General features: G+C 58.6%; 29 protein-coding genes. 8 read left to right on the top strand and 21 right to left on the bottom strand.

What is annotated here, in order from left to right; all coding sequences use genetic code 11:
- Positions 1 to 2 precede the first annotated feature (2 nt).
- The 7 genes from RA27_RS11660 (at position 3) to pdeM (ending at position 7,594) form a co-directional block, all read left to right on the top strand.
- On the top strand, positions 3 to 980 hold the full coding sequence (locus RA27_RS11660) for a type II secretion system F family protein (RefSeq protein ID WP_039538885.1): 978 nt from the start codon (positions 3 to 5) through the stop codon (positions 978 to 980).
- Between the two features lie 109 nt (positions 981 to 1,089).
- The gene (locus RA27_RS11655) at positions 1,090 to 1,575 is read left to right on the top strand and encodes a tetratricopeptide repeat protein (protein WP_343294160.1); all 486 of its coding nucleotides are present in this window, start codon (positions 1,090 to 1,092) and stop codon (positions 1,573 to 1,575) included.
- 28 nt (positions 1,576 to 1,603) lie between these two features.
- Positions 1,604 to 2,455 carry a tetratricopeptide repeat protein gene (locus RA27_RS11650; protein WP_039538879.1) on the top strand — a complete coding sequence of 284 codons (852 nt, stop codon included), beginning with the start codon at positions 1,604 to 1,606 and terminating at the stop codon, positions 2,453 to 2,455.
- Between the two features lie 3 nt (positions 2,456 to 2,458).
- Complete coding sequence (locus RA27_RS11645; RefSeq protein WP_039538877.1) at positions 2,459 to 3,004, top strand: prepilin peptidase; 546 nt, start codon at positions 2,459 to 2,461, stop codon at positions 3,002 to 3,004.
- A 116-nt stretch (positions 3,005 to 3,120) separates the two neighbouring features.
- Positions 3,121 to 4,428, top strand: a complete 1,308-nt coding sequence (locus RA27_RS11640) for an ATP-binding protein (protein ID WP_039538874.1) — start codon at positions 3,121 to 3,123, stop codon at positions 4,426 to 4,428.
- A 48-nt stretch (positions 4,429 to 4,476) separates the two neighbouring features.
- Positions 4,477 to 6,888, top strand: coding sequence for a ligase-associated DNA damage response DEXH box helicase (locus RA27_RS11635; protein WP_039538871.1), 2,412 nt, complete (start codon positions 4,477 to 4,479; stop codon positions 6,886 to 6,888).
- Between the two features lie 43 nt (positions 6,889 to 6,931).
- Positions 6,932 to 7,594 carry a ligase-associated DNA damage response endonuclease PdeM gene (gene pdeM / locus RA27_RS11630; RefSeq protein ID WP_039538868.1) on the top strand — a complete coding sequence of 221 codons (663 nt, stop codon included), beginning with the start codon at positions 6,932 to 6,934 and terminating at the stop codon, positions 7,592 to 7,594.
- Between the two features lie 3 nt (positions 7,595 to 7,597).
- Here the strand turns inward: pdeM and RA27_RS11625 are convergent, their stop codons facing one another.
- The 19 genes from RA27_RS11625 to ruvC form a co-directional block, all read right to left on the bottom strand.
- Entirely contained in the window at positions 7,598 to 8,335 is a 738-nt protein-coding gene (locus tag RA27_RS11625; protein ID WP_039538865.1) for a LytTR family DNA-binding domain-containing protein, read from the bottom strand.
- Positions 8,336 to 8,566: 231 nt separating this feature from the next.
- Entirely contained in the window at positions 8,567 to 9,457 is an 891-nt protein-coding gene (gene folD / locus RA27_RS11620) for a bifunctional methylenetetrahydrofolate dehydrogenase/methenyltetrahydrofolate cyclohydrolase FolD (RefSeq protein WP_039538862.1), read from the bottom strand.
- A 51-nt stretch (positions 9,458 to 9,508) separates the two neighbouring features.
- Positions 9,509 to 9,814: a chorismate mutase gene (locus tag RA27_RS11615; RefSeq protein ID WP_039538859.1), complete on the bottom strand. Its 306-nt coding sequence runs from the start codon at positions 9,812 to 9,814 to the stop codon at positions 9,509 to 9,511.
- Positions 9,815 to 9,872: 58 nt separating this feature from the next.
- Positions 9,873 to 11,549, bottom strand: coding sequence for a formate--tetrahydrofolate ligase (locus RA27_RS11610; protein ID WP_039538857.1), 1,677 nt, complete (start codon positions 11,547 to 11,549; stop codon positions 9,873 to 9,875).
- Between the two features lie 165 nt (positions 11,550 to 11,714).
- The gene (locus RA27_RS11605) at positions 11,715 to 12,290 is read right to left on the bottom strand and encodes a sulfurase (RefSeq protein ID WP_039538855.1); all 576 of its coding nucleotides are present in this window, start codon (positions 12,288 to 12,290) and stop codon (positions 11,715 to 11,717) included.
- 102 nt (positions 12,291 to 12,392) lie between these two features.
- Positions 12,393 to 14,309 carry an ATP-dependent zinc metalloprotease FtsH gene (gene ftsH, locus RA27_RS11600; protein ID WP_039538851.1) on the bottom strand — a complete coding sequence of 639 codons (1,917 nt, stop codon included), beginning with the start codon at positions 14,307 to 14,309 and terminating at the stop codon, positions 12,393 to 12,395.
- A 77-nt stretch (positions 14,310 to 14,386) separates the two neighbouring features.
- Positions 14,387 to 15,640: a tRNA lysidine(34) synthetase TilS gene (tilS, locus tag RA27_RS11595; protein WP_039538846.1), complete on the bottom strand. Its 1,254-nt coding sequence runs from the start codon at positions 15,638 to 15,640 to the stop codon at positions 14,387 to 14,389.
- Positions 15,637 to 16,467, bottom strand: a complete 831-nt coding sequence (gene ybgF / locus RA27_RS11590; RefSeq protein ID WP_039539062.1) for a tol-pal system protein YbgF — start codon at positions 16,465 to 16,467, stop codon at positions 15,637 to 15,639. The genes tilS and ybgF overlap by 4 nt, the downstream gene beginning before the upstream one ends.
- A gap of 4 nt (positions 16,468 to 16,471) precedes the next feature.
- A complete protein-coding gene (gene pal, locus RA27_RS11585; protein WP_039538843.1) occupies positions 16,472 to 16,975 on the bottom strand; it encodes a peptidoglycan-associated lipoprotein Pal in 504 nt (167 codons plus the stop codon).
- An 86-nt stretch (positions 16,976 to 17,061) separates the two neighbouring features.
- Entirely contained in the window at positions 17,062 to 18,381 is a 1,320-nt protein-coding gene (gene tolB, locus RA27_RS11580; protein WP_039538840.1) for a Tol-Pal system beta propeller repeat protein TolB, read from the bottom strand.
- Positions 18,378 to 19,481, bottom strand: a complete 1,104-nt coding sequence (locus RA27_RS11575; protein ID WP_039538837.1) for a hypothetical protein — start codon at positions 19,479 to 19,481, stop codon at positions 18,378 to 18,380. Before RA27_RS11575 ends, tolB begins: the two co-directional genes overlap by 4 nt.
- A gap of 15 nt (positions 19,482 to 19,496) precedes the next feature.
- A complete protein-coding gene (tolR, locus tag RA27_RS11570; protein ID WP_039538835.1) occupies positions 19,497 to 19,967 on the bottom strand; it encodes a protein TolR in 471 nt (156 codons plus the stop codon).
- A 2-nt stretch (positions 19,968 to 19,969) separates the two neighbouring features.
- On the bottom strand, positions 19,970 to 20,665 hold the full coding sequence (gene tolQ / locus RA27_RS11565; RefSeq protein ID WP_039538832.1) for a protein TolQ: 696 nt from the start codon (positions 20,663 to 20,665) through the stop codon (positions 19,970 to 19,972).
- A gap of 107 nt (positions 20,666 to 20,772) precedes the next feature.
- Positions 20,773 to 21,156: a tol-pal system-associated acyl-CoA thioesterase gene (ybgC, locus tag RA27_RS11560; RefSeq protein ID WP_039538830.1), complete on the bottom strand. Its 384-nt coding sequence runs from the start codon at positions 21,154 to 21,156 to the stop codon at positions 20,773 to 20,775.
- On the bottom strand, positions 21,153 to 21,803 hold the full coding sequence (locus RA27_RS11555; protein ID WP_052265266.1) for a hypothetical protein: 651 nt from the start codon (positions 21,801 to 21,803) through the stop codon (positions 21,153 to 21,155). Before RA27_RS11555 ends, ybgC begins: the two co-directional genes overlap by 4 nt.
- Positions 21,773 to 22,078, bottom strand: a complete 306-nt coding sequence (locus tag RA27_RS11550) for a MazG nucleotide pyrophosphohydrolase domain-containing protein (RefSeq protein ID WP_039538824.1) — start codon at positions 22,076 to 22,078, stop codon at positions 21,773 to 21,775. The genes RA27_RS11555 and RA27_RS11550 overlap by 31 nt, the downstream gene beginning before the upstream one ends.
- 17 nt (positions 22,079 to 22,095) lie before the next feature.
- Positions 22,096 to 23,115: a Holliday junction branch migration DNA helicase RuvB gene (gene ruvB / locus RA27_RS11545; protein WP_039538822.1), complete on the bottom strand. Its 1,020-nt coding sequence runs from the start codon at positions 23,113 to 23,115 to the stop codon at positions 22,096 to 22,098.
- Positions 23,116 to 23,119: 4 nt separating this feature from the next.
- Positions 23,120 to 23,797, bottom strand: a complete 678-nt coding sequence (gene ruvA, locus RA27_RS11540; RefSeq protein ID WP_039538818.1) for a Holliday junction branch migration protein RuvA — start codon at positions 23,795 to 23,797, stop codon at positions 23,120 to 23,122.
- Complete coding sequence (gene ruvC / locus RA27_RS11535) at positions 23,794 to 24,291, bottom strand: crossover junction endodeoxyribonuclease RuvC (protein ID WP_039538815.1); 498 nt, start codon at positions 24,289 to 24,291, stop codon at positions 23,794 to 23,796. Before ruvC ends, ruvA begins: the two co-directional genes overlap by 4 nt.
- Before the next feature lie 333 nt (positions 24,292 to 24,624).
- Between ruvC and RA27_RS11530 the strand changes: the two genes are divergently transcribed.
- Positions 24,625 to 24,837 (top strand): DUF1127 domain-containing protein, encoded by a 213-nt coding sequence (locus RA27_RS11530; protein ID WP_039538812.1) that lies wholly within the window; start codon positions 24,625 to 24,627, stop codon positions 24,835 to 24,837.
- A 114-nt stretch (positions 24,838 to 24,951) separates the two neighbouring features.
- On the opposite strand, the gene RA27_RS11525 is transcribed toward RA27_RS11530, so the two are convergent.
- Together RA27_RS11525 and RA27_RS11520 are read right to left on the bottom strand one after the other, a co-directional pair.
- Positions 24,952 to 25,296 carry a hypothetical protein gene (locus RA27_RS11525; RefSeq protein ID WP_039538809.1) on the bottom strand — a complete coding sequence of 115 codons (345 nt, stop codon included), beginning with the start codon at positions 25,294 to 25,296 and terminating at the stop codon, positions 24,952 to 24,954.
- 105 nt (positions 25,297 to 25,401) lie between these two features.
- The gene (locus RA27_RS11520; RefSeq protein ID WP_039538806.1) at positions 25,402 to 26,274 is read right to left on the bottom strand and encodes a 50S ribosomal protein L11 methyltransferase; all 873 of its coding nucleotides are present in this window, start codon (positions 26,272 to 26,274) and stop codon (positions 25,402 to 25,404) included.
- Positions 26,275 to 26,306 lie beyond the last annotated feature (32 nt).

The raw sequence follows: 26,306 nt of genomic DNA, 5'->3' as shown, positions 1-26,306 counted from the left end.
CAATGGAATTCCTAAACCAGATCAACGACCTGCTGAAAGAAAATCTTGGCGAATTCGGCCCTTTGATCGTTGTCGGCGTGCTGGGATTGTTCATGATCCTGGTTACTGTGCCATTGATGCTGAACCAGCCGGAAGACCCCCTAAAAAAGCTGCAGCGGTCGAATACAGCACCGAAGAACGGTAAGAAGGAAAAGAAAGAACGCCTCAGAAATGCGAGCCGAAACGAGCAGCTTGAGAAGTTCGCAAATTTTCTCGAGCCCCAGAATGAGGAAGAATATTCGGCGGTCCAGCTCAAACTGCGTCAAGCGGGCTATCAGTCAAAAGATGCCGTTCGATTCTATCACTTTGCGCAGTTTGCGCTGGGAATTATCGGAATTTTAATCGGAGTGTCTCTGGTTACCGTATTCGCGGGTGATCAGGAGTTCGATTCTACTCAACTCCTCATTCGCGTATTGGGACCTGGGATTGCCGGATACTTCGTACCCAAATACTGGATCACACGTCGCGTGGAGGAGCGCAAGGAAGCGATCGTAAATGGTTTCCCCGATACGCTCGACCTGATGCTGGTATGCGTTGAGGCCGGACAATCGCTGGATCAGGCCATTGTTCGCGTGGCGTCGGAGATGAAGGCATCCTACCCCGATCTCGCTCTCGAGTTCGAGGTGGTCGCTTATGAAATGAAGGCAGGTAAAGAAAAGGACACCGTATTGCGTGATTTCGCAACACGCTGTGGTGTCCAGGACGTCAGTGCATTCGTCACAGTTATGATCCAATCGGCGACTTTTGGCACATCGATCGCCGAAGCGTTGCGAGTATACGCCGAAGAAATGCGAGACAAACGCGTTATGCGCGCGGAAGAGGCAGCAAACAAGTTGCCAACGAAAATGACGCTTGCGACAATGATGCTGACCGTCCCCCCACTGTTGGTCATTCTTGTTGGCCCCTCGGCGAAAGGTATCATGGACTTTGGAAACCGGTAGAATTCTCTGCAAGATAGGGAATGCCGTCGGACGCGTCGGTTTGAGGCTCCGCCACACAACACAGGCCACCATGGTTATCGCCATGGTGGCCTCTTGCACTGAGACAAGCGTGACTGACGATCCGTTTGCGCCCGGCATCGACCCCGATGGTCCAGCGGTGGATGAAGTGGCCGTCGGCAATCGTCTTATGGCAGCGGGTGAATACGAGCTTGCGCTTGAATCTTTCACCAGAGCCGCTCTGCAACAAGGTATGACGCCGGAAATCCTCACATCTCTCGGCACTGTCAATTTGGGTTTGCGCCGTATCAATCAAGCCGAACCCCTGCTCCGTCGTGCTGTCGAGGATGACCCAGAATGGCCCGTAGCATGGAACAATCTGGGCGTGTTCCTTGTTGAAACGGGCGAATATGCCGAGGCCGCGCAAGTGTTTCGCAGGGCCTATGCGCTGGACAATGGCGAAAGTGACGCAATCCGCGACAATCTGCGGTTAGCACTCGCAAAAATGGAAAATCCTGTTAATAATACCCCTCAAGAACAAGAATTTGAGCTGGAGCAGCGCGGCGACGGAGAATTCGTTCTGCGCAAAACCCGGTGATAGAGGCAGAGCAGTAAAGGACGCAAAAATGCGCCAACCCTTCTTGATTCCGACGATGCTTGCGTGCGGAGTGGTTTTAACCGCCTGTGCAAAAGAAACCGAAGAGGAAAAGGTCGAGCGTACTTTTCAGGAAGTGAACGTCATTGACGAGACCAACCTGAACGACGTGATGCTGAACGCGGCCGATCCCAACGAGGCGGTGACATATTTCCGTGGTGCAGCCGCCAAGAACCCCGATCGGATCGATCTTCAGCGCGGTCTGGCGATTACACTTACACGCGCCAAGCGCAGCACCGAGGCCGCCGCCGCGTGGAAACGCGTGCTGAGCATGAAGGGCGCCAACAACGCGGATCGCGTCGAATACGCGGATGCACAGATTCGCGGCGGAAACTGGGACGGCGCGAAGGCTACGCTGGATAATATTCCACCAACCTATGAGACCTTCAAGCGGTACCGGCTCGAGGCACTGGTCGCTGATTCCCGAAAGGACTGGAAGCGCTCTGACCATTATTACGAAACCGCAGTTGGCCTGACGACACGTCCGGCTGGGGTTATGAATAACTGGGGCTATTCCAAACTGACACGCGGACAATATGCGGAAGCCGAACGCCTGTTTACCGAAGCGATCCAGCAGGATAACTCATTGTTTACTGCCAAGAACAATCTGGTGCTGGCGCGAAGCGCGCAGGGCAATTACAGCGTTCCGGTTGTCCCAATGACGCAGACCGAGCGGGCCCGTTTGCTGAACACGATGGCCATTTCGGCGGTCAAGCAGGGCGATATCAACCTTGCGAAGAATCTGTATCGCGAAGCGATCGCCACCCACCCACAGCACTATGACGAGGCCGTCCGGTCGCTTCGTGCACTCGAGGACGCCTGATCCATGATCATACCAGCGTCAGCGGCGGCGTGGTTCTTACCTTTCGTTCTGCCGATCTGTTTCTACGTTGCCTTTACGGATATGCGTGAGATGCGGATCAAGAACCATGCTGTCCTGGCGCTGGCGGTCGTTTACCTCGTTATCGGGCTCATCGCCTTGCCTCCATGGTCGGGGCCGTGGAATCCCGGCAACCTTGGCCCGTTTACCCTCTCGCTGCCAGTTTACCTGTGGCAACTGCTTCACATGGTGGTCGTGCTGATTATCGGCATCGTGTTGAATGCCGCCGGTGTCATGGGGGCCGGAGACGCGAAGTTCTGCGCAGCAGCCGCGGCTTTTGTCTGGGTCGGCGACCTGATGCTCGTCATGGTAATCCTGACGGCCACGCTGCTGGGGGCCTTCTTTGCCCATCGGTTGGCAAAACATACACCCCTGCGCCAGATCGCACCACATTGGGAAAGCTGGGATCGCGGCAAACAATTCCCGATGGGTCTGACGCTTGCGGGCAGCCTCGCTGTCTATCTGATTCTGGGTATAATCCACGGATCGTAAACAATCATCAGCGCGCCTTGCCCGTGCCTTGGTCCTGCCACAAATCCGCGCAAAATTCTTCCAAAGCGGCCCTGCACGGGCCTTTAACGTTATTTTTGTATGGACGAGCCCCGCTCATGAATATGCAGACCTCCTCTGTGATTGCCCCCCCTGCCCCCAAAGGTCTGGGGGAAATGCAGCTGCCTCTGGTGATGATGCGGGACATTCTGCTGAAGACGATCTTTCGCAAGAATGTCGATACAGTAAGCGAGGTTGCCGCAGCAGTCTGTTTGCCCGGTTCAGTAACGCAAGAATTGATTGACATTGCCCGAGAGCAGAAACTGCTTGAGGCGACAGGTACACTGAACGCGAACTCGGGCAATGAGATGGGTTATCAATTGACCGATGCGGGCAAGGCGCGTGCCTTGGACGCCCTGAGCCAGTCCGAGTATTTTGGTGCGATGCCGGTGCCACTGGACGTCTACCGCGAACAGGTCAAACGCCAGTCGATCCGTAACATTCAGGTCACCCGTGATCAGTTGACCGGCGCAATGGGCCATCTGGTTCTGCCCGACAGCCTGCTGGACCATCTGGGCCCGGCGGTCAGCGCGGGTCGATCGATCCTGATGTACGGGCCTCCGGGTAACGGTAAATCCTCAATCTCGAACGGGATTCGCGACGCGCTAGGGGACAATGTCTATGTTCCGCGCGCGATCGAATATGCCGGTCAGGTGATCACCGTCTATGACCCGATCGTTCACAACGCAATCGAACAGGAAGAGGACGATCCCAACAGCTTGCGTCGACGCAAGCGGTTCGACACGCGCTATGTGCAGTGCGAACGTCCCACCGTTGTGACAGGTGGTGAATTGTCGCTGAGTATGCTGGACCTTGTCTACAACCCCACGGCGCGGACCTATCAGGCGCCCTTGCAATTGAAATCAACCGGCGGCATCTTCATCGTCGACGACCTTGGGCGTCAGGCCGAACCCCCTCAGGCCCTGATCAACCGCTGGATCGTTCCGCTGGAAGAAAGCAAAGATATCCTCGGCCTGCAATCGGGTGAAAAGTTCGAAGTACCGTTCGATACGCTCGTCATCTTCTCGACCAACTTCCACCCGAATGAAATCTTCGACCAAGCGGCCCTGCGCCGGATCTTTTTCAAGATCAAGATTGACGGCCCGAACCAGGAAAACTTCCTGAAGATCTTCGCCATGGTGGCCCGCAAGCGCGGGATGCCGTTGGACGAGGCCGCATTGGTGCACTTGTTGAAGGTCAAATATCCAACAATCCAGAACATCTATGCGAATTATCAGCCGATCTTCCTGATCGATCAGATGATCTCGATCTGCGAGTTTGAGGGCATTCCCTATCAGATGAGCCCCGACCTAATCGACCGCGCCTGGGCAAACATGTTCGTGAAGGAAGAAAAGATCGTTCACTGATCCCCAGCCAAGGTTTCCATGACCTGAGGGCTACGCTAGTTTTGCCGGATGGCGCAGATTCCTCCGGCAATCCAGAACTGGTTCTCGAGCAAAGGATGGTCGATCCACCCGCATCAGCACGAGATGTTTGGCCGGGCCGACGATCCTGCGACGCTCCTCATTGCTCCGACTGGTGGCGGCAAAACCATGGCCGGATTTCTGCCTTCACTGGCCGAATTGGCTGATGGGGCGCATGATGGCTTGCACACGCTCTATGTCTCGCCTCTCAAGGCGCTGGCCGCGGATATCAGGCGCAATCTGCGTGTTCCGGTGGAAGAGATCGGTCTGCCTATTCGGATCGAAGATCGCACCGGCGATACCTCGGCCACGCAAAAGAAGCGCCAGCGCGCCGATCCGCCGCACATCCTGCTGACCACGCCCGAAAGTCTGGCATTACTCACATCCTACGACGACGCTCCCCGTATGTTTTCCGGGGTCCAGCGTATCGTTGTCGATGAGATTCATGCGCTGGCAGAAAGCAAACGAGGCGATCAACTGATGCTGGCGCTGGCGCGTTTGCAATCCCTGTGCCCTGACCTGCGTCGTGTCGGGCTGTCAGCCACAGTCGAAGACCCCGAGGCCATCGCCCGATTTCTGGCCCGGCACCCCGATTCCTGCTACATCATACAGGCTGATCCCGGACCAGATCCCGATATCTCGATGCTGCAAACGCAAGAGATGCCTCCTTGGTCGGGCGGGGGTGCGGCCTACGCCATCCCAGCGGTGATGGAGCAGATCAAGCAGCACAAAACGACGCTCATTTTCCACAACACTCGGGCGCAGGCCGAGATTTTCTTTCATAATCTTTGGCTCGCAAACGACGAGGCCCTGCCCATCGGAATTCACCACGGCAGTCTGGATCGACAACAGCGAGACCGGGTCGAAGCGGCAATGGTCCGGGGTGATCTGCGCGCGATTGTCTGCACCGGTAGCCTCGATCTTGGCATCGACTGGGGCGATGTTGATCTGGTGATCCAGATCGGCGCACCAAAGAACGTCAAACGGTTGGTGCAGCGGATCGGTCGCGCGAACCATCGTTACAACGCCCCTTCGAAGGCCATTCTTGTGCCGGCCAACCGTTTCGAAGTGGTTGAGTGCGTTGCAGCGCTTGAAGCCGTGCAGGAACATGATCTGGATGGCGATCCGCGCGGGCCCGGCCCTCGGGACGTTCTGTGCCAGCATATCTTGATCGCGGCAGCAGCCGGTCCGTTTGAAGCGGATGCGCTCTATACCGAAATGAGGGCCGCCGGGCCTTATGCGCACATCACACGCCCGGATTTTGACGCCTGTCTGGAGTTCTGCGCCACCGGGGGCTATGCCCTGCGCGCCTATGATCGCTGGCAACGGTTGCAGCAGCGTCCTGACGGAAGATGGCAATTGCGCGACCCGAGGGCGGCGCAGCGTATCCGTATGAATCTCGGCACGATTCAGGATACCGACACCCTGAAAGTCCGCCTGAAGCGCAATCGCGGCGGCAAGCCTCTGGGCGAGGTCGAGGAAGGATTCGCAGCCTCGCTAACCCCGGGCGATACCTTTCTGATCGGCGGCCAGATCGTCCGTTACGAGGGCCTGCGAGAGATGGTGGTCGAGGTCAGCCGCCGCGCCGACCGCAAGCCCAAAATCGCTACATTCTCGGGCACAAAATTCGCCACATCAACGCAGCTGAGCGAGCGAATCCTGCGGATGTTCGCGCAACGTGATTGGCCTCAGCTGCCCCCTCATACTGCCAAATGGCTGGGACTACAGCGCGAGATATCTCGATTGCCACAACGCGATCGGTTGCTGATCGAGAGCTTTCCCGACAATGGGCGCGAACATCTCTGCGTTTACGGCTTCGCTGGACGCAATGCGCAGCAGACGTTGGGATTGCTGCTAACCAAACGCATGGAGGAGATGAGCCTTGCGCCCTTGGGTTTTGTGGCCACCGATTATGCCACTTTGATCTGGGGGCTGGATGCGGTGACCGATCCGCGCCCACTGTTCCAACTTGGCGCGCTACGGGATGGTTTGGAAACATGGCTTGCGGGTAACGCGGTGATGAAACGCACGTTTCGCGCTTCGGCCACGATCGCTGGTCTGATTGAACGCAACACCGGCGGGCAGCGCAAAAGCGGTCGACAGGCGACATTCTCGTCAGATATCCTCTACGACACACTGCTAAAATACGACCCGGACCATCTGCTGATGCAAATCACCCGCGAAGAAGCCATGCGTGGATTGGTCGATTTTGGACGGATCGAAGCAATGATCAACCGGATCGGAGGTCGGGTCGACCTTCTACGGCTGGACCGCGTTTCACCGCTGGCGGCGCCGCTCTTTCTCGAAGTTGGAAAGGTCCCCGTCAAAGGCGAGGCCGAAGAACGTCTGCTGGCCGAAGAAAGCGCGCGGTTATTGCGGGCTGCGGGATTGCAACCTGCGTGAAGCCCCTTGCGTAGACGTCAGAATCGCATGAAAAGAACGGATCATGAACAGGATTGATTTTACCTTTGCGGGTCAACAGCTGACCGCCTTGGGCTCTGGCGCCTTGTGGTGGGCCGAGCGGAACCTGCTTTGCGTCTCGGATTTACATCTGGGCAAATCCGAGCGTATCGCCCGCCGGGGTGGTCCGGCCCTGCCCCCATATGACAGTCGTGAAACGCTGACCCGATTGGCGACTGATTTAACCCATACGGGTGCTACAACCGTCATCTGTCTGGGCGACAGCTTTGACGATCTGGATGCCTCAAGCGCGTTAGCACGTGAAGACCGATTGCAGATCACAACTCTGCAGGCCGGCAAGCGCTGGATCTGGATCGAGGGAAACCACGACCCCGGCCCGGTCGAAATGGGCGGCACGCATCTTTCGGAATGGATCAGCAGCGATCTGGTTTTTCGCCATATTGCCCGTGAGGACGGCCGGGGTGAGATCTCTGGCCATTACCATCCCAAAGTAAGTCTGACTGCCCGGGGATGCTCGATCACACGCCCTGCGTTTCTGCTGGATCAAGCGCGCCTGATCCTGCCGGCCTACGGGGCTTACACTGGTGGGCTGCGCAGTTCAGAGATAACTCTGACCAACATCATGGCGCCGGATGCCATGGCTATTCTGACCGGAGCGAAACCCCAGCTCATTCCGATGCCAAGATAGGCGCTAAAGCAGCCCGTCTTTCACGAGCTGTTGCTTGTATTTTCGGCTGACCGGAACCTGATCGCCGTTGCTGAGCCGCAGAAAGGACTTTCCGCCTTCTTTATCGACTCCGACGATCGCCGCATCCACGATCCAGTGCGATCTGTGTGTACAATGACCGGGCACCGGCTCCATCTCGGCAATGGCATCGGTAAAGCGGGAGCGAATGGTAAACGTCCCCTCAGTCGTGACCACATCGACACAGTGATCACGCACAGTCAACCGACAGACCTGCCCCTGGAACGTATCCGGCAAACGAGTGTACAGCCGTGGTTTCTGCGGTTCCTCGGGCATCGCTGTATCTTCCCGCTGACGTACCAGTAACAGTCCGGTAGCAAAAAGAACGCCATAAGGGACAACCACCAACAAACCGGGTGCCATCAGCCCGTTCAGCGTGAACACGGTCCAGGTCAGCAACCACAAGGAAGGGGCAAACAGCATCAGAATCAGCAGCGCGAAAACCAGATCCCGAACCAGCAATCCCGAACGGCAGAGCCGTTCGCGTACCAGCTTTCCCGCCGTCCATGTGGCCGTCAGCGCAAGCAGCATAACACCAGTCCAGAACAGCAACCGCTGCGAAAATGACAGCGTCATATCCCGAAAAGGCGCAAACGAATAAGCCAGCAACGGAATGAAAACGAGGCCAGCCACGACCCGCTGAAGGCTACAGAACGAGATGATCGGGCTCAGTTTGGACATCATACCAGGTAACGCACCTCCTTGAAGGCAGAGCAAGAAATCCCCAAGACGGAGGATATGTTTACCCCATAAACCGCTGGAACAGAAGGTCTATTACCGACTGATCCCGGGTCAACCAGTTAGCTGAGCGGACAAGAGACCTTGCCTTTAGATACAAAAGAGCCAGAGAGCATATCCGCTCTCCGGCTCATCAGCATATTCGGGTTGCGCCCGGTTTAGACCCCGGCGCGGCAGTTATGCTGTTAGCCCTTCGGGCTCTGGCAGACCATTTGCGCGGCACGCAGCGGTGAGCGTATTCGCCAGGAGGCAAGCGATGGTCATGGGGCCGACACCGCCGGGAACCGGGGTGATCGCGCCAGCGCGTTCGGCGGCACTGGCGTAGTCGACATCGCCGACCAGTTTGTTCTTGCCGTCCCGCTCAATCCGGTTGATACCCACATCAATCACGGTTGCGCCTTCCTTGATCCAGTCACCCGGTACCATCTCGGGGCGGCCCACGGCGGCGACAACAATATCCGCACGGCGAACAACGTCCGGTAGGTCCTTGGTGCGGCTGTGCGCGATGGTCACGGTACAGCTGTCACCCAGCAGCAATTGCGCCATTGGCTTGCCGACAATGTTCGACCGGCCAATCACAACCGCATCCATGCCGGACAGCGAGCCATGGTGGTCGCGCAGCATCATCAGGCAGCCCAGCGGTGTGCAGGGCACCATCGACTTCTGACCGGTCCCCAACAGGCCCACGTTGGAGATGTGGAACCCGTCCACATCCTTGGCAGGATCAATCGAATTGATCACCAGATCCTCGTTCAGGTGCTTTGGCAGCGGCAACTGCACCAGAATGCCGTGTACTGCGGGATCGTTGTTCAGCTTGTCGATCAACGCCAGCAGATCTTCTTCGGAAGTCTCCGCGTCCAGCTTGTGCTCGTACGAGTTCATGCCGACCTCGACGGTCATTTTGCCTTTCGAGCGGACATAGACCTGGCTGGCCGGGTCTTCGCCCACCAGAACCACGGCCAGGCCGGGTGTGATGCCGTTTTCCTCTTTCAGCTTCGCCACCTGATCGGCCACCTGCGCCCGCACCTTGGCGGCAAAGGCTTTTCCGTCGATAACCTGCGCTACCATCCTTTGATCCCTTCTTTCAAAAGCCAAACGGGCGCAAAGCGCGCCCGATCTCTATTCGTTTCCAAGCACACGTTCTTCGCGCGCGATCGACCAGTCAATCAGAATGCGCCACAGCCGCTCGGCCAAATCCGGGTCCATCCCCGCTTCATCAGAACCGGCGCGCACCTTCCGTACCACCTCTTCGACCCGGTCCGGGATGCGGGCGGGCAGGCCCTCGCTGGGTTTCAGCTCGGATGCGCGGTCGATATAACCCGCGCGCGTCACCAACATCTCGATCAGTTGGCGATCCAGCTTGTCGATCTGAACCCGCAATTCCTGCATCGAATGACAGTCTTGCGGCGGTGTAAGGGTGGGCATTCTGTTCTCCTCACGGCCCGGGGATATCCCCGGACCACGAGATGTCTTATTCAGCGGCTTAGAACAAGCCCTCGATCTCACCTGCGTCGTTAAGGCAGATGGTTTCGGCTGCGGGTTTGCGGGGTAGACCGGGCATGGTCATGATCTCGCCGCAGACAACCACGATGAAACCGGCACCTGCTGACAGGCGAACCTCACGCACGGGAACCGAATGGCCCGTGGGCGCGCCGCGCAATGTCGGGTCGGTCGAGAACGAGTACTGGGTTTTCGCCATGCAGACCGGCAGGTTGCCATAGCCCGCTTCTTCCCACTCGCGCAGTTGGTTGCGGATCTTGTTGTCAGCCAGAACCTCGTCGGCGCGGTAGATGCGCTTGGCGATGGTTTCGATCTTCTCGAACAGTGGCATGTCGTCGGGGTAGATCGGAGCGAAATTGGCGCTGCCGCCTTCGACGATTTCAACCACCTTCTCGGCCAGCGGTGCCGAGCCTTCCGAGCCCAGCTCCCAGTGGCGCGACAGAACCGCCTCGACACCATGTTCACCGCAGTAGTCGTTGACTGCCTGCACCTCGGCGTCGGTGTCCGTGACGAAGTGGTTGATGGCGACAACAACCGGTACACCGAACGACTTCACGTTCTCGATGTGACGGCCCAGGTTGGCACAGCCGGACTTGACCGCATCAACGTTTTCCGCACCCAGATCGGCCTTGGCAACGCCGCCGTTCATCTTCATCGCACGCACGGTGGCAACCAGCACCACAGCCGACGGAGCGATGCCCGCCTTGCGGCACTTGATGTTCATGAACTTCTCGGCACCCAGGTCGGCACCGAAACCAGCTTCGGTCACGACATAGTCGGCGACTTTCAGCGCGGTTTTGGTTGCGATGACCGAGTTACAGCCGTGTGCGATGTTGGCGAACGGGCCGCCATGGACAAAGGCCGGGTTGTTTTCCAGCGTCTGCACAAGGTTCGGCTGCATTGCGTCTTTCAGCAATACGGTCATTGCGCCTTCAGCTTTGATGTCGCGGCAGTAAACCGGGGTTTTGTCGCGGCGGTATGCAACGATGATGTCGCCCAGACGCTTTTCCAGGTCTTTCAGGTCGTTTGCCAGGCAAAGGATTGCCATGACTTCGGATGCAACGGTGATGTCAAAACCTGCTTCGCGCGGGAAGCCGTTCGACACGCCACCCAGAGACGCCGTGATCTGACGCAGAGCGCGGTCGTTCATGTCGACCACACGACGCCATGCCACGCGGCGGGTGTCGATCTCGCACTCGTTGCCCCAGTAGATGTGGTTGTCGATCATCGCCGACAGCAGCGAGTGGGCCGAGGTGATGGCGTGGAAGTCACCTGTGAAGTGCAGGTTCATCTCTTCCATGGGAACTACCTGCGCGTAACCGCCACCTGCAGCGCCGCCCTTCATACCGAAGTTCGGGCCGAGCGAGGCTTCGCGGATACAGATCATCGCGTTCTTGCCGATGCGGTTCAGACCGTCACCCAGACCAACGGTCGTGGTTGTCTTGCCCTCACCCGCAGGGGTCGGGTTGATCGCGGTCACAAGGATCAGCTTGCCATCCTCACGGTCCTGAACCGAATTGATGAAGTCCTGACTGACCTTTGCCTTGTCATGGCCGTAAGGCAGCAGATCAGCCGAATCGATGCCGATCTTCGCACCGATCTCCTGAATCGGCTTCTTGTTCGCCTCGCGGGCAATCTCAATGTCGGATTTGTAGCTCATTGGGCAGGGTCCCTGATTGAATTCCGTGCAAAACCGACGCACGGGCGTCGGCGCTGAGCATTCCATACCTTTGTACACCGAATTAATGGATATGGATTCCGACATAATCATGCCGTGAAACGGCGTCGGGTCATTTCCGGGGTCTTCTATGGGAAACCTAAGGTCTTATGGTGCCCAGGGACGCTGATCCGGAACAAACAGTTTCAGTGTATCGCCAAGTCTGAGTTGACCCGGACGCTCGACCCAGGCCGTGACGCCCCGCCGCCCCTGCGCGGCGGGCTTGAAGGCAGCTCCGTAACCTGGACTCTCGGACTCGATCTCGCGTCCAGGCAAGACACAAGGTCGGTTTTCCATATCGATCGTCAGGGTCAAGCCATCCGCCACTTGCAGGCGCGACGATGGCGGCACATGGGTGAAATCGGGAATGCCACGTAAAACGATGCTGACCCCGAGATGTACGGGGTCCAACCGTTCCAATCCCATTTCAGCGGCGATGGCATCCATTTCCTCGACAGAAAGAATGGTCAGTTGGCGAACATTTCGGATTTCGGTGCCCTGCGGATAGAGATTCTTGACCCGCACACAGGATGCGCGATTCACCCCCTCGTGACGCGCGCCGCGATCACCCGAGAACTCAAGACATAAGGTTTCCACTGCTTCGGCGCGCAGGGATTGCCGCGCAGGAACGTGCCCCAACCAGACGACCTCGGCCTGATATTCAGTTTCGCGCAGCACCGGCATACATCACCTCTTTCGCCTCCTAATGGACACGAACTGTAGACCCGGTCGCCAAGGAAAGAACAACATAAAAAAAAACCCGGGCTTGGCCCGGGTTTTTCTGGATTACGCGGAAGGCTCTGGTTCCATCCCGCCATCAGGCGGGGATTTCTTCGCCTTTGTCTTCGGAATGGCGGTTACACTAGGCGCGCTGCCCTGATCCGGGCTGTCACCTTCGTCGTCACCTTCGGTCGGTGATTCACCATTCATGACCCGCTTGATCTCGTCCCCAGTCAGGGTCTCGTATTCAAGCAGCCCCTGAGCCAGACGTTCCCAGCCTTCGTTTTGCTCGGTCAGAATCTGATGCGCTCGTTCATAACCCTGCTGGATCAGGCGCTTCACTTCTTCTTCGATCAGTTCTTTAGTATGTGCCGAGACCGAGAACCCGGCGGTGTTACCCGAATAGCCTTCATGCGCCTCGGCATAATCGATGTTGCCGACCTTGTCGGACATACCCCAGCGCATCACCATGGCACGTGCCAGCTGGCTGGCCTGCATGATGTCACCGGCAGGGCCATTCGACACATGATCTTCACCGTATTTGATAACCTCTGCCGCCTTGCCCGCCATGGTCATAGCCAGCTTCTGCTCACATTCATCACGGTGATAGTTCAGGCGGTCCATCTCGGGCAGCGACACAACCATGCCCAGTGCACCACCGCGCGGGATGATCGTCGCCTTGTAGACCGGATCACACAACGGCAGGGTCAGGCCGACAACGGCGTGACCAGCCTCGTGATAGGCAGTCTTTTCCTTCTGATCCTGAGTCAGCACCATCGAGCGGCGCTCAGCCCCCATCATCACCTTGTCCTTGGCGTTCTCAAAGTCTTCCATGGTGACAAAGCGACGGCCCACACGGGCGGCCATCAAAGCGGCCTCGTTCACGAGGTTCGCCAGATCAGCACCTGAGAAACCCGGTGTGCCACGTGCAATGATACGCAGATCAACATCGGGGCCCAGAGGGGTCTTGCGCGCGTGAACGCCCAGGATTTTCTCTCGACCTTTGATGTCGGGATTGCCAACAGTCACGTTCCGGTCAAAGCGGCCCGGACGCAGCAGAGCCGGGTCCAGTACGTCCTTACGGTTGGTCGCGGCCAGAATGATCACACCTTCGTTGGCCTCAAACCCGTCCATCTCAACCAGCAGCTGGTTGAGCGTCTGTTCGCGTTCGTCATTGCCGCCGCCATAGCCGGCGCCGCGATGGCGACCCACTGCGTCGATCTCGTCGATGAACACGATACATGGCGCGTTTTTCTTGGCCTGTTCGAACATGTCGCGGACACGGCTCGCGCCGACACCCACGAACATCTCAACGAAGTCAGACCCCGAGATGGTGAAGAACGGCACACCCGCCTCACCCGCAATCGCACGGGCCAACAGCGTCTTACCAGTACCCGGAGGGCCAACCAGCAGTGCGCCTTTGGGGATTTTACCGCCCAAGCGCGAGAATTTCTGCGGGTTACGCAGGAATTCAACGATCTCTTCCAGTTCTTCCTTGGCCTCGTCGATGCCCGCCACATCGTCAAATGTCACGCGGCCATGCTTTTCGGTCAGCATCTTGGCCTTGGACTTGCCAAAACCCATCGCTCCGCCTTTGCCGCCGCCCTGCATCCGGTTCATGAAGTAGACCCAGACACCGATCAGCAACAGGAAGGGCAGCAGTGTGATCAGGAACGACTGGAACCCCGACTGCTGCTGTTTCACAGCCTCAACAGGGATGTTTTTGTCGATCAGCAGCTTGGTAACCTCGGCGTCGCCGGGTTTGATCGTCGTATAACTGGCGCCGTTTTGAGTCGTGTAGCGAATCTGCTCACCGTCCAGCGTGACTTTGTTCACCTCGCCACTTTCGACAGCGGTCACAAAATCAGAGTAGGTTTTTTCATTGCCCTGAAGCGAACCGCTGGGTCCGCTGAACAGGTTGAACAGTGCGAGGATCAGTAGAAACAGAACGACCCAGAAGGCGATGTTGCGAGCGTTGCCCAAGGAAAATCTCCCGAAAGGTTTCGGCAGGTGGCGACCTGCCGGAGTTACTCCTTAAAATAGAGAGGATTGTGGCAGGTTCAATGCGATAAAATCACTGCGGCGAAGTCAGACCTCTCGGATCGCATCTCGGCCTGCCATCCATTCGCGAAACCAGCAAGAGGCGCAGCCACCATGGTACCTCCGGCCCACACCGCAGGGGTCGACAATAGCGCAGTGCGGGGTTTGCCCGCCGAGCGCCAGTCTTCAAGCTGCAAAATGCCATCTTCGCCCAGAGCGCGGATTTTCGCATCCTCGGCTTTGGGACCGGTTAAGATCCAGCGCCGATCCCAAAGCTCAGCAGGGTGCGCCACCTCATTGCTGATGGCGTTTAGCTCTCTGCAAATCCATGTTTTTTTATTTTCGGGGATCAGAATACACCCCCCCAAGGTCGCCGTTTGACCGGATGATATCGCATCCAGGACCCGATCCACCGCTTTCCGGCGCGACGGATACTCTCCGCCCGCGATCCAGAAGACGGATGCGACAACAATGCGGCGGCGAATTTCTTGGGGCAGCCCATCGAATCCATCGCGATCGACGCACAAATCCCCATCCACGACCCGCACAAAGCGGAGAGCGGATTCCCGCGCGTAGTGCGCCAGAGCCTCACGCGCTTGTGCCAGATTATCAGCAACCCGTGACAATGTCTCGACCGTGATGCCGATCTGATCCAGCCCCGAAAGCGCCTTACGGGCTTTGATCCGGTCAAAGCGCTGATCCTGATTCGATGGATCGTCGACCCAGGGGATATCCTGCGCCCTCAGATATGCGCGCAAACTTGCCCGGGTTGTCGCAAGCAAAGGGCGCAACAACGTGACCCCGCGCTCTTTGCGTGCGCTCGCCATTGCGGACAGACCCGACACCCCGGCGGCGCGGGCCAGTCGCATCAGGACGGTTTCCGCCTGATCATCCGCCGTGTGGCCCAGTGCTATCGTGTTAAGCCCCTTCGTCCGGGCCCATGCGGTCAGCAATCGATAGCGCGCACGCCGTGCCTGATCCTGCAGGTTACCGGTTCCATCCCAACCCTGCCATGTCAGCGTTTCATGCGGGATATCCCAGCGCTGCGCCAGCGTCGAGACAGCCAAAGCTTCATCGGCTGATTCAGGTCTCAGGCCATGGTCGACGGTTGCCGCGAACAGGTCAATCTGCTCGTGCTGCGCGAGGTCTGCCAGCAGACGCATCAGCGCCGTCGAATCGCCGCCCCCCGAAACCGCCACGCCCAGCCGCCGTGGCAGCGGGTCAGGCAAGCATGCCCGAAGTTCAGCCCGAAGCGTATCGGCGTCAAAGGTCAAGAACAGCCCAGCGTTGCCATTTCCTGCGTAGCCGAAGTCGCGGGCGCCGAGCTCGGAAACCGCACGCCAACCTCACCGAGCGTGATGCAGGCCTGATCAGTCTGCCCCAATCGTCCAAGCGCCGCGCCAAGTTCGAACAGCGCCTCGGGGGCCAGAGGGCCTTCGGAATCGCCGGTGAAACTGGCCAAGAAGGCACGCGCAGCTTCCCGGGTATCGCCTACCCCTTTCAGCGCCTGCCCGCGCCGCAGATTGGCTTGGCTGGCCAACGGACTGCCGGGATAGGATTGGTCAAACTGCGCAAACAGCTCGGCCGCCGCCTGGAAATCCCCATCCGCCAATGCCTGTGAGGCAGCATCAAAATCCGCCTGCTCGCCTACGGCAAGTTCTCCCTGATCTGCGACCGAAGGTTGGCTCGGCGTGGGTGACGGCGCCACGGCAACATCTGTCTGCGTTTCACCACCAAGCGTCGACGTCTCGCCCAATGTGCTCAGGTCGCCGCCCTCCAGCTCAACCAGACGAAATTCCAGATCGCCGATGCGGTTGGTGCCGTCGGTCACGATATTCTGCACCCGTTGATTCAACTGCTCGGTCTGGCGCGTCAGCCGTTGCAACTCGGCCTCGATGGCGTCCACACGTTCCAGCACCGAGCTGCCCGACAGGTTTGGCGCGGGCGAGCCGGTGGTCGAAAACTCGCGCTTGAGACGCTGAATTTCCACATGCAGCACAGTCAGTTCCTGACGGATATCCGCCAGCGTCTGCTGATCCTGTGCGTGTGCCACACCAGCGACGGCCACAACCGCCGCCAGAACCAAACCTGCAAATCGCATCATCTTACCCCAAGGTTGAACCGGTCAGCACCGTCACCGCGCGACGGTTCTTGGAATAGCATTCCTCGGTGCTGCAAATTTCGATTGGGCGTTCCTTGCCATAGCTGACGGTGGTCAGCCGATTGCCCGCAACCCCGCGCGAGATCAGGTACTCACGCGCCGCATTTGCCCGACGGGCGCCAAGGGCAAGGTTGTACTCGCGTGTGCCCTGCTCGTCGGCGTGGCCTTCGATATTGGCGACGAAATCCGGGTTGGCCAGCAGCCAATCCGCCTGCCCCTGCAGGATGGTCTGCGCCTGCGGGCTGAGTGTGGACTGATCGACCGCGAACAGGACCCGGTCACCAACCGTCTGTTGGAAATAAGCCGGCGAGCGCGGATCACTGGGCGAGCCCGGGACCAGCGCGCCGCCGCCCCCAGCGCCTCCGCCCAGCGCCGACGGATCATTATTGGAACAGGCAGCAATCAGGGTCAGCGCCCCGATAGCCGCAACTTTGCTCAACAGTTTCATCTCAAGTGCCTCGTGTTTCGTTGTTTATTGCCGCGCTTCTATCACATTGCGGGTTTGTTGTGAACTTTACCCGCCATCGGTTCCAATCAATTCTGCAATGGCCCCCAGGAGGGGTCACTACCGCCATCCGGCGTCCGCACGGGGCGCAGGTTGCGGCCCGAAATATCCACGGAGTACAGCGTCGACCGACCGCTTGCCCCCTGCGTTTCGCGGGTGAACATGATGACGCGCCCGTTGGGCGACCATGTGGGGCCTTCGTCCAGGAACGAGGCGGTTAATAGGCGTTCTTCGCTGCCATCTGTGCGCATTACACCGATATGGAAGCGTCCTTTATTTTGCTTCGTAAACGCAATCAAATCCCCGCGCGGTGACCAGACCGGCGTGCCATAACGACCCTGCCCGAAACTGATCCGTGTCGCCTCGCCCCCAGTGGCGGGCATGATATACAGCTGCGGAGTGCCCGAGCGGTCACTTTCAAACACGATTCGGCTGCCATCCGGGGAATAGCTGGGCGCGGTTTCAATCGCCGGTGTATTGGTCAACCGCACACTCTGACCTGAGGCCAGATCCATCTTCCACAGATCGGTGTTTCCGCCCTGCGTCAGAGAATAAACGATTGAACGGCCATCAGGTGAAAATCGCGGCGAAAAGCTCATCGTGCCTTCCTGCGTCGGCAGTTCCTGCCGTTTCACGCGGCCCACATCCAGCAGATAGATACGCGGCTGTCCCGTTTCATAACTAGTATAAAGCAGACGGTCACCCGTGGGCGAGAACCGAGGGGCCAACACGATCGCAGCGCTGTCGGTCAGGTACTGCACATTCGCGCCGTCATAATCCATGATGGCCAGCCGTTTACGCCGCTGATCCTTCGGCCCGCTTTCCGACACAAACGCCACGCGGCTGTCGAAATAGGCGCCTTCACCCGTGATCCGGGTGTAGACTTGGTCGGCCACCTTATGCGCCATGCGCCGCCAGCCGTCGGTGGTGCCCGCAAATTGCAACCCATTGCCCAGTTCCTGACCCGAGAACACATCCCAGACCCGGAACCGGACGGTCAGACGCTTACCCGATACATTGACCGCCCCGGTCACCAGAGCCTGCGCGTTGATCGCCTTCCAGTCGGCGAACTGCACTGGTGCATCAAAACTGCTGACGCGGCTGATGAAAGCATCTGATGAGATTTCGCGGAATAGCCCCGTTCCCGTCAGGTCCGACACGATCACACGCGAGATATCCTGCGCATATTGTGCCGCCGACGGTCCATCCGGCACGAAGCTCGGCACCGCAAACGGCATTGGTTCAATGATGCCTTCGTCAATCTCCAGACGTAACGGTCCGCTTTGGGCGTAGACCGGGGCTGACAGAATAGTAAGGCCAACTAAGAGGCTGGTCAGAAGTTTCATCATTTGATCCGCATCCTCTCGGGATTGAATGTAATCTCAATATCCTGCCATTGATCGTATTTGTCAGCAGGCAGGTCATATCCTTTAGACCCGCAGCGCAAAATCGCGCGTCGGGCTGTATCGTAGGCCTGTTTTGCCGACGCATCCGAACCGCCGGAACTGCCTACCATCCGCAGACTGCCATCGACTACCTTGCCGTCACGGCTCAGCGAAAAGCCAACAACAACAACTGTCTCGAGTGCATCCGTAGATAACGATCCAACATTCCAACACCGCGATACCGCAACCCGCATCGCATCCTTTTCACCGCTCGTCAGCGGCGGACCGGATGGTTCGGTCCCGCCGCCAAGCGCTTCGGCAAGCGCGTCATTGATCGCCTGCTCGTTTTGCGCGGGCTCGGTCGGAGCAGTTTCGGGCGTTTCAGCAACCTCCGGTTCGGGCGTCGGTGCAGGGCGGTTCGGGCGCACCCGCGGACGGGGTGAGGTCCGGGGCGCCGGATCATCGACTTCTTCGGCCTCGGTCACGATCTCGGGCGCGGCCTCTTCGGGTGCTGTCTGATCCTGCTGTTCCTGCTGGGTTTCCGCCCCTTCATCCAGCGAGACAGGCGGGGTCTCAACATCATCGGGCTTGGCCTCTGGCGGTGGCGGGGCAATCTGCTCGGGCGCAATTTTGTCGGCTGGGCTCGGTTCCGCCTCCGGGCCAGGAGGGCTTGGAAGTGCTGCCATCTCGGGTTCCGGCTCCTCCAGCGTCGGGGGCTGTTCGATCAATTCGGGTTCGGGAGATATGTCCACAGTCTCCGGCTCAACCTCGGGCTCGGGCTCCGGTTCTGGTTGGGCAACAGGTTCCGGTTCTGGCGGCTCTTCCGGCATCGGCTCAGGAGTTTCGATCTCATCAGGTTGTGCGGGCTGTTGCAACTCAACCGGATCGGTCGGCACCTCTGGTGCCTCCCGCTGCGCGGTCATTGCAGCAAACTGCTCAGCCGAGATCACAGTGACATCCTGCACTGCCATCGGCAACGGCTCGGACCGGAAAGTGCCGCCGAACAGCGCCCAGCCAATCAGGCCGACATGCGCAATTGCCGAAATCTTGGTGCCGGTCTCCACCGCGCGACCTCACTCTCACCCTTCGTCCAGCGTCGGCCCGCCGGTATCGGTCACAAGGCCTACGTTGGAGAACCCGCCTGCATTCAGCGCACCCATGACCTGCATCACCTGCGCATATGGGATAGCTCCGTCGGCACGCAGAAAAACCCGGTCACTGCTGCGCTCAGCCGCAATCGCGCGCAGCTTGCCGATCAACTCATCGCGTTGAACATCCGTTGTCTGGATCTGCACCCGGCCATCTGCTGTCAGGGTCACGGTCAAAGGTTCTTCGTTATCGCCGGGCAAGGCGCTCGCGGCTGTCTTTGGCAGGTCAACAGGCACACCGACTGTCAGCAACGGGGCCGCCACCATGAAGATGATCAGCAACACCAGCATGACATCCACAAAGGGTGTCACATTGATCTCGGCCATCGGCTGCGCACGCCCGCGCCGCCGTCCGCGCCTGCGCCCGTTATCGCCCGAGGATTGCTGAACCGCCGCGCCCATCGTCAGCTATCCAATTGGCGTGACAGGATGGTTGCAAACTCATCGGCAAAGGCTTCGTAACCCCCTACGATCCGATCGCTGTCGGCGCTGAGTTTATTATAGAAAATCACCGCAGGGATCGCGGCCAGCAGGCCCAAACCCGTGGCCAGCAAAGCCTCGGCAATACCGGGGGCCACAACGGCCAGGTTGGTGTTTTGCTGTTCGGCTATCTCGATGAATGCGTTCATGATACCCCAGACTGTGCCGAACAGTCCGATAAATGGCGCGGTCGAACCCACGGTCGCCAGAATGGACAACCCCTTCTGCAGCCCTTCAGCCTCTTTCGCGATCGCCACATCCATCGAGCGGTCAATCCGCGCCGTCGCCCCGGCGATCAGTCCGCCGTCCGTCCGGTGCGAGCGCCGCCACTCGATCATTCCGGCCGCGAATATCTTCTCCGAACTGCCACTGGGCTGTGTTCCGATCTGTTCGAACAGCTCATCCAGTGGGTTGCCCGACCAGAACGATTCATCAAACACCTGCGCCTCGCGCCGCGCCGCGCGGTAGTTGATCAGCTTCTGAATGATGATCGCCCAAGACCAGAACGATGCGACCACGAGAATCAGCATCACCACCTTGACGATGAATGTCGCGCGGGCAAACAGCCCCCACATGGAGAAGTCGATCTCCTGCGCCAGCGCCAGCGTTTCAGCTTCCATGAACCTGCTCTTTTGTTTTTGCCTGACAGCCATTTGGCCTTGTTTTGCCAAACGCTAAAGCAGTTGGTCACGAAAAGCCAACAGAACCACCCGGAAAGGCCAATTTGTTACATCAATGCGCGAATCTCTGCCGGAAGGCGCACCGGTTTGCCCTGTTTGTTCATACACACGGCGGTAACAACCGCGCGAAATATTTCGGTTTCCCCCCGCTTGACCAGTTGAGACATGGTCAAGCGCGCACCAGACAGCGAAACAACATCCGTCTCGATCATCAACTCATCCTCGAATTTCGCTGCTGCCAGATAATCGGCCTCGATCCGACGCACGACCCAGACGATCCCCGCGTCCCGCATCGCGTTCTGGTCATTGCCCAGCTTGCGCACCCAGTCTGATCGGGCGCGCTCGATGAATTTCAGATAATTCGCGTGATAAACGACCCCTCCCATATCGGTGTCTTCGTAATACACGCGGACCGGGTAGAGGTGTTTCATTGCGGCGGCTCCAATCTTGCAAACAGGCGCAACGCGTGAGAGCTGTCCTGCGCCGCACCCGGCAAAACCGGATCATAGGCGGCGCGGATAAGCGCGGCGATATCGGGTCGCAGGATCGTCGCATCACCCGCAATCGCCAGGGGTGAGGCGCTGCGAAAGGCTATATCCGACCAGAGCAGCATGGTTTGCACGACCTGGCTTAGCGCCAGAGTTTCAGCGGGAACTTCGGACAGTTCCTTATCCATTCGCAAAAACACAAAGGCTGCTCGGATGGAGCCATCTTCTTCAAACCGGAATATCCGGTATTGATTGGCGTCCGCCGCAACCAGGCGATCAACCAAGGGTGCAAGGTCGGGTATCAGCCGATCCAGATCGGGCACTTGTGGGAGTTCCTGCCAATCCCGAAAAAAGAAGACCATACAATTGACGCCCAATTCCGGGTCGGTCTCAGCCATTTGATGACCCGCCAGTGCGACCACGGCCTCGAACGCGCCTTTGACGGTGGCAAGCGTCTCATCCTCGACACCAAAGACCACCGGCACGATGGGCCGCCCCCAACGCGCAAACAAAAACTCACCGCTTTCGCGGGTAAACAGCGCCTCGATCTCATCCGGTGTCACGCTCCGACCCCCAAGTGCTTTTCCCATTTGCGCCTTAATGCATCACCCGGATCTATGCCTTGCCATTCTGCGAACAACAACAAGAAACCCAGCAAATCGCCGACCTCATCCGCCAGATCATCGTGCCCGCAGACGCCGCGCCCTCTGCCCGAGTGTTTGAGGTAGGCAGATGTAACCTCCCCAAGTTCCTCAGTCATTTTGCCAAGATACCATGCAGCGTCGCGGTCGATCTCAAAACGCTTTGCATAGATGTCCGAAACTGCCCGAGCCAGTTCGGTCAGGTCCCGCAGGTTCTCAGCCATATTTTGATACACGAAAGCTATTCAAACAAATCACTCTGCCCCTTGGGCGCCTTCATCCCCAGATGCGTCCACGCTTTTTGCGCCAACATCCGCCCCCGCGGCGTGCGTTGGATCAAACCCTGTTGCAGCAAATACGGCTCGATCACTTCTTCCAGCGAGTCGCGGCTCTCGGACAAGGCCGCTGAAAGCGTCTCAATTCCCACAGGCCCGCCGGCATAGTTTTCGGCAATCAGTTTCAGATACCGACGATCCGCGCCATCCAATCCCAGATTATCGACGCCCAGCCGGGTCAACGCGCCATCCGCCAATTCGCGGGTAATCCGCCCATCGCCTTCGACAATTGCAAAATCCACAACCCGCCGCAGCAGCCGCCCTGCGATCCTCGGTGTCCCGCGCGACCGCCGCGCGATTTCGCGCGCGCCTTCGTTATCGGCCGGTGCGCCCAGCTTGCGGGCATTGCGGGTGACGATCTCATGCAGTTCGTCAACGGTGTAGAACTGCAGCCGCGTCGGAATTCCGAACCGATCCCGCAACGGTGTCGTCAGCAGCCCCATCCGGGTCGTCGCCCCGACCAGCGTAAAGGGCTGCAATTCGATCCTGACGGTTCGGGCCGCCGGACCTTCTCCGATCACCAGATCCAGTTCGAAGTCCTCCATCGCGGGATAGAGCACCTCTTCGACCGCCGGGTTCAGGCGGTGAATCTCATCGATGAACAGCACATCCCTCGATTCCAGATTGGTCAGGATCGCCGCCAGATCTCCCGCCTTGGCCAGCACCGGCCCCGAGGTCATGCGAAAGTTCACCCCCAACTCGCGCGCCACGATCTGGGCCAGTGTTGTCTTGCCCAATCCGGGAGGGCCATGGAACAGCGTATGATCCATCGCCTCGCCCCGCTGCCGGGCCGACTGGATAAAGATGCGAAGATTGGCGCGTGCTTCGGCCTGGCCAATAAACTCGTCCAACCCCTGCGGGCGCAGGGCGCGGTCATTGTCTTCGGGCATCGGTTCGGGTCGCAGGGCGGGATCAGCATCTACCATTCAGTTACCCTTTCGGAGCGAGCAGTTTCAGCGCGGCACGAATCAACTCAGCCTCACCCGCATCAGGCAGATTGGCCGCCGCCTCCGCCACCGCCGAGGCGGCCTCCGATGGTCCGTATCCCAGATTGGCCAGCGCCGACAATGCCCCGGCCGACGCCGCAGCAGCGCCAGAAGCCGGTTTTGCCATGCGGTTTGGCGCAGATGCAGGCTCGACCACTTCAACCACCTCAAGCGCCGGACCGTCCGTCGCCTCGGTCACGGTGCCGCCCATGGCCATCACGCCGGGGGCCTTGTCCTTCAGGTCCAGCACTATCCTTTGCGCCGTCTTTGGTCCAACGCCCTTTGCAGCCTTGACCGCGCCCCAATCTCCCAAGGCAATCGCCCGGCTGACCCCATCCGGCCCCAACGCACTGAGGATCGCCAGCGAAACCTTCGCCCCGACGCCCTGCACAGAACACAAAAGCCGATGCCATTCCTTCTCCACCAGCGACAGGAAGCCATACAATTGCATCAGGTCTTCGCGCACGACCATATCGGTGTAAATCGACATGGCCTCACCCACCCCCGGCAGGGACGCCATGGTGCGATCCGAGCAATAGACGATATAGCCGACCCCCCGGACGTCAATCAGAACGTGATCCGCGGCGCGGTAATCCAGCCGTCCAGTGAGCTTGCCTATCATGCGCGTACCTCTTTCATCCGTGCCTGCGGTGCGGCCCCATAATAGGAATGACAAATTGCAATCGCCAAAGCATCCGCAGCGTCCGCCCCCTTGGGCGAACAGCCAGGCAGCTGCAGCTTGACCATATGCAGAACCTGTTCTTTTTCGGCATGACCGACACCCACGACGGTCTTCTTCACTCGGTTAGGAGCATATTCCCCGACCGGCAAGCCCGCCTGCGCCAGCGTCAAAAGCGCAACGCCGCGCGCCTGACCCAGCTTGAGCGTGCCCGCACCGTCTTTGTTGACGAAGGTCTGCTCAATAGCGGCCTGATCCGGAGTATGCTCGGCTATGACTTCGACGATTTGATTGTGCAGCGACAGCAGCCGCTCACCCAGATCATCTCCGTCCGATTTGCACAATCCGTTGGCAACGTGGCTCAGGCGGCTGCCATGCGATTCGATGACGCCCCATCCCAGGGTTCTAAGCCCCGGATCAATGCCCAGAATTCGCATATTTTGACTCGGCCTGCTCGGGTTCGTGTGATCTTTTTTCATCGATTAGCACGAAGCATGAACATTTTCCAAGGAAATCGATTGGCTTCCCAAAACCGACATCCATGTCGCAGCTGCTTTATCCCGGTCTGTTTGCGACCGTGTCAGGTTCGTTTTCGACGCATTTCTGAAGGGGAATTAATCAATGATTTAAAGGGCTTTCAGTGATTTCGAGCATTGCAAAAAACGCATAGGACACATGCAATTTCTGCGCTTGTGCGGAGCGAAACACATCACTAAATGCCGGCCAGATCGCAAGATCAGAGTTTAACACAAACCAGAAGGACACAGGATATGGCTGCACTGGACACCACCCGCACCACCACTGGCTCGTTCGGCCTCGTCGGCCGTATCGGCGCATTTTTCGCATCGGTTGTAAACACCGTTGCCGAATGGAATGACGCCCGCGCAACCCGCAACGCGCTGAGCGGTCTGAGCGACCGCGAGCTGGACGATATCGGACTGTGCCGCGGCGACATCGACCTTGTTGCAGAAGGCCGCCGCTAAAGATAGCGCTCCATCACTCATACGCCCCTTCCTCCTCCCTGTGGGGCGAACAGAAACACCGCGTGTCGGACGACATGCGGTGTTTTTGTTTTCAGGAGGGTATAAGGGGTCCGGCTAGAACCAAACTTTATTCAGATGCATGGACAAAAACGCGGTCACCGGGTCGGCTTGCATAATCCAGGCGCCAGCTTGTTCAACAGGCGTACCCTGATTCAGGCTTTCGACGCGTGTTTCATAGGCAGCCGGACCGAGATGGGACAGCAGAAACGCCTTAAATGCGAAGAAACCTACCAGACAAAGCAGCAAGACCTTCGCTGAAACGGCTGACCGCATACGCTGCGGCTTCATAACCACCAGCCCATCCGGACGCATCGTGGCCCGATAGCCGCGACTTAGTTTCTGGTGTTTCTTGCTCAAACGCGTAATGCGCTGATCAAATTCGAGTTGTTTTCCTGTCATGGCAGCCTCCGAAAACCGCCCCCTCGATTGCATTCAGTGACGGTAATTAGAGAATGCGACAAAAACGTGGCAAAAATCCACAAATCTCCTGCAAATAGACTTACTTCAGCCCTGTTTGCTTAAGATTAGCGTCGTCCAATCACCAATCATATCCCTGCGAACCAGATTAAATCCATTTTGGATATAAACTGATATCACATCATCGGCCTGCTCATTGAGGATTCCCGATAGGATCGCCTGCCCGCCCGGCCGCAGATTCGCTGAAATCTCGGGCGACAGCGCCACAAGTGGCCCTTTGAGGATATTGGCGAATATCAGGTCGTACGGCGCATGTGTTTTCAGGTCCGGGTGGTCGAAACCTGCCGCTTCGACGCAGGTAACCGCACCCGCCATGCCGTTTGCCTTCAGGTTGGCCGCAGCCACATCGACGGCAACCTCGTCAATGTCGCTGGCGATGATATCACCCTCCCAGATCCGCGCGGCGGCCATGGCCAGAACGGCGGTACCGCAGCCGATATCGGCGACCTTGGTTGCGGCGAACCCCTCATCCAGAAGGTAATCCAAGGCTTTGAGGCAGCCCAGGGTAGTGCCATGATGACCCGTTCCAAAGGCCATCGCGGCCTCGATCAGCAGCGGAATACGCCCTGCGGGCAGTTTGTCGGCATCATGGCTTCCATAGACGAAGAAACGGCCCGCTTCGACCGGGGCCAGTTCACGACGCACATGTGCCACCCAATCTGTTTCGGGCAACTCTGACACCACGAAGGGCTTGGCCTCGAACGCGACAGCCAGAACGGCCAGGGCGGTCTCGTCCGGCGCTTCGGTAAAATATCCACCGACCTCCCACAGGCCCGAACCGTCCTCGACCTCGAACACGCCTACGCCGGTGGGTTCCGGATTCAGGCGCTCCATCGCCTCGCCAAGACCTTCGGCTGCAGTCTTGCTGGGCAAAGTGGTCAGCGCGGTGAATGTGGGCATGGGGGCCTCCTGTCTCAAACTTCCCCTGCGCG

Origin of the sequence: Ruegeria sp. ANG-R (genome assembly GCF_000813985.1) — a bacterium.
Lineage (GTDB): Bacteria > Pseudomonadota > Alphaproteobacteria > Rhodobacterales > Rhodobacteraceae > Ruegeria.
Note: the sequence above shows the minus strand (reverse complement) of the source record. Positions and strands in the feature narration are given on the sequence as shown.

Bases quoted from the DNA above. Each gene is read 5' to 3' on its own strand.
- RA27_RS11660 (WP_039538885.1), top strand. From the start codon at position 3: ATGGAATTCCTAAACCAGATCAACGACCTGCTGAAAGAAAATCTTGGC.
- RA27_RS11650 (WP_039538879.1), top strand. From the start codon at position 1,604: ATGCGCCAACCCTTCTTGATTCCGACGATGCTTGCGTGCGGAGTGGTT.
- RA27_RS11645 (WP_039538877.1), top strand. From the start codon at position 2,459: ATGATCATACCAGCGTCAGCGGCGGCGTGGTTCTTACCTTTCGTTCTG.
- RA27_RS11640 (WP_039538874.1), top strand. From the start codon at position 3,121: ATGAATATGCAGACCTCCTCTGTGATTGCCCCCCCTGCCCCCAAAGGT.
- RA27_RS11635 (WP_039538871.1), top strand. From the start codon at position 4,477: ATGGCGCAGATTCCTCCGGCAATCCAGAACTGGTTCTCGAGCAAAGGA.
- pdeM (WP_039538868.1), top strand. From the start codon at position 6,932: ATGAACAGGATTGATTTTACCTTTGCGGGTCAACAGCTGACCGCCTTG.
- RA27_RS11625 (WP_039538865.1), bottom strand. From the start codon at position 8,335: ATGATGTCCAAACTGAGCCCGATCATCTCGTTCTGTAGCCTTCAGCGG.
- folD (WP_039538862.1), bottom strand. From the start codon at position 9,457: ATGGTAGCGCAGGTTATCGACGGAAAAGCCTTTGCCGCCAAGGTGCGG.
- RA27_RS11615 (WP_039538859.1), bottom strand. From the start codon at position 9,814: ATGCCCACCCTTACACCGCCGCAAGACTGTCATTCGATGCAGGAATTG.
- RA27_RS11610 (WP_039538857.1), bottom strand. From the start codon at position 11,549: ATGAGCTACAAATCCGACATTGAGATTGCCCGCGAGGCGAACAAGAAG.
- RA27_RS11605 (WP_039538855.1), bottom strand. From the start codon at position 12,290: ATGCCGGTGCTGCGCGAAACTGAATATCAGGCCGAGGTCGTCTGGTTG.
- ybgF (WP_039539062.1), bottom strand. From the start codon at position 16,467: ATGCGATTTGCAGGTTTGGTTCTGGCGGCGGTTGTGGCCGTCGCTGGT.
- pal (WP_039538843.1), bottom strand. From the start codon at position 16,975: ATGAAACTGTTGAGCAAAGTTGCGGCTATCGGGGCGCTGACCCTGATT.
- tolB (WP_039538840.1), bottom strand. From the start codon at position 18,381: ATGATGAAACTTCTGACCAGCCTCTTAGTTGGCCTTACTATTCTGTCA.
- tolR (WP_039538835.1), bottom strand. From the start codon at position 19,967: ATGGGCGCGGCGGTTCAGCAATCCTCGGGCGATAACGGGCGCAGGCGC.
- tolQ (WP_039538832.1), bottom strand. From the start codon at position 20,665: ATGGAAGCTGAAACGCTGGCGCTGGCGCAGGAGATCGACTTCTCCATG.
- ybgC (WP_039538830.1), bottom strand. From the start codon at position 21,156: ATGAAACACCTCTACCCGGTCCGCGTGTATTACGAAGACACCGATATG.
- RA27_RS11555 (WP_052265266.1), bottom strand. From the start codon at position 21,803: ATGGGAAAAGCACTTGGGGGTCGGAGCGTGACACCGGATGAGATCGAG.
- RA27_RS11550 (WP_039538824.1), bottom strand. From the start codon at position 22,078: ATGGCTGAGAACCTGCGGGACCTGACCGAACTGGCTCGGGCAGTTTCG.
- ruvB (WP_039538822.1), bottom strand. From the start codon at position 23,115: ATGGTAGATGCTGATCCCGCCCTGCGACCCGAACCGATGCCCGAAGAC.
- ruvA (WP_039538818.1), bottom strand. From the start codon at position 23,797: ATGATAGGCAAGCTCACTGGACGGCTGGATTACCGCGCCGCGGATCAC.
- ruvC (WP_039538815.1), bottom strand. From the start codon at position 24,291: ATGCGAATTCTGGGCATTGATCCGGGGCTTAGAACCCTGGGATGGGGC.
- RA27_RS11530 (WP_039538812.1), top strand. From the start codon at position 24,625: ATGGCTGCACTGGACACCACCCGCACCACCACTGGCTCGTTCGGCCTC.
- RA27_RS11525 (WP_039538809.1), bottom strand. From the start codon at position 25,296: ATGACAGGAAAACAACTCGAATTTGATCAGCGCATTACGCGTTTGAGC.
- RA27_RS11520 (WP_039538806.1), bottom strand. From the start codon at position 26,274: ATGCCCACATTCACCGCGCTGACCACTTTGCCCAGCAAGACTGCAGCC.